Annotated in this window: 1 protein-coding gene; it reads right to left on the bottom strand. The window is 65.5% G+C overall.

Annotation, left to right across the window (positions count from 1 at the left end; genetic code table 11):
• The coding region (locus ACMO6A_RS07680) for a CCA tRNA nucleotidyltransferase (protein ID WP_418471029.1) at positions 1–1,240 on the bottom strand (1,240 nt) is incomplete at its 3' end.
• Positions 1,241–1,735: the final 495 nt, after the last annotated feature.

The following is a 1,735-nucleotide window of genomic DNA, read 5'->3' as shown; positions in this document are numbered from 1 at the left end:
CGTCGCGACCGTCGATGGCTAGCTTCTTCAGCGAGAACGCCTCGTCGGCGGCGAGGATCTCGGACAGGATGCGCTCCAGCTCGTCGGCATCGGACACGCGGTCGATGCAGCGAGGCGCCTGGCCGCGCGCGTCCCCGCGTTTAAGGTCGCACAGGGCGGCGAACAGCTCGACGTTGCCGCCCAGGCGCGAAAGCGCGCGCTTCACGGCTTTCGGCGTGCGATCGATCACGTCGTCGTGGCGTTCGACCAGCGTCAGCACCTGTGCGGCGAACGCCGACGACAGCGCGAGTCGGTCCATGATGCCGCGCGCCAGCATCACGCTTATGGCGGCGTGCCCGTAGAAGTGCCCCGTCCCGTCTTCGTCGGTGAAGAACGCCGCGGGCTTGCCCATGTCGTGGAACAGCGCTGCCCAGCGGACAAGCGGGTAAGGCGGCACGCCGTCCAGCACGCGCGCTGTGTGTTCGAGCACGTCGTATATATGGTACGGCGTGCGTTGCTCGAAGCCTTTCATGGCCACGAGCTCAGGAAGTACGGCAGCCAGCACGTCGACCGTGGCCGTGAGCGCGCGTCCGGCATGCTCTCCAAGCAACAGGCGCTGCAACTCGTGGGTGATGCGCTGGGTGGAGATGCGGGGCAGCAGCCCCTTGTTCGCCAGCATGCCTTCGAAGGTGTTCGGATCGATGGCGAAGCCCAGCTCCGCGGCGAACCGGCAGGCGCGCAGCATGCGCAGGGCGTCTTCGGAGAAGCGCCGATCGGGGTCGCCTACGGCTCGGATGATCTGCGCCTCCAAATCGGCGTGTCCGCCGTAGGGGTCGAACAGGCCGCGCGCAGGGTGATAGGCTAGGGCGTTCATCGTGAAATCACGGCGCGCGAGATCTTCGGCGATGGTGCGCACGAACGATACCTGGTTCGGATGACGCGCGTCGGCATAAGCGCCGTCGCTGCGGTACGTGGTGACTTCCAGCGCCTGTTCGTCGACGATCACGGTGAGCGTGCCGTGCGCGGTTCCGGTCTCGCGGGTGCGATAGCCTTGCCCTTCGAAAACGCGCTGCACGTCCTGCCAGTGAGCCTGCGTGGCGATGTCGATATCGGAGGAAGGCCGCCCGAGCAGCGCGTCGCGGACGTATCCGCCCACTATCCACGTCTCGAAGCCGGCGTTTTCGAGCGCATCGAGGGCGGCAAGCGTGCGCTGCGGCAAAGGGATGACGACGGTCGGATCGAGGTCGGGCTGGTTCGGCATGGCGCAAGCTCCTTTCATTCGCTTCCTATACTAATATAAGCGAGCGTTCGTCCTAACCGTAAAACCATGCGGTCACGACTTCGTCGGCCCGACGGCACGAAGCCCTTGTCCGAAAAAAAAACGAAATGCCCCCTTGCGCCCGGGGCCGGAAGCGGGTAACATGCTCGGGCTGCCTTCTCCGCGGGAGAGGGGGAGGGCGGCGGCGGGGCCCCGCGGCCCCCCGGCGCCGGAAGGCGCCGGGAAAAAAGTCCGAGAATCTCGAAAAAAGTTCTTGACGGCGGGGCAACGGACGCGTAATATATCTCCTTGCGCTTCGGGTGGAACCGAAAGCGACGGGGCCCCGGGAGGGGCGCCGCAGAACCTTGAAAACCGGATACTGAACAGCGAAGAAGAGAAAAGCCAAGCAAACGATTCTTGCGAACGGAAACCCGGCCCGAGCGCGCACCCTCAAGACGGGGGGCGGGCGAGGGCCGAAACCAAGATCGGACTTCAGCG

The organism is Eggerthella sp., from assembly GCF_048329335.1.
Taxonomy (GTDB): Bacteria; Actinomycetota; Coriobacteriia; order Coriobacteriales; family Eggerthellaceae; genus Eggerthella; species Eggerthella lenta.
Note: the sequence above shows the minus strand (reverse complement) of the source record. Positions and strands in the feature narration are given on the sequence as shown.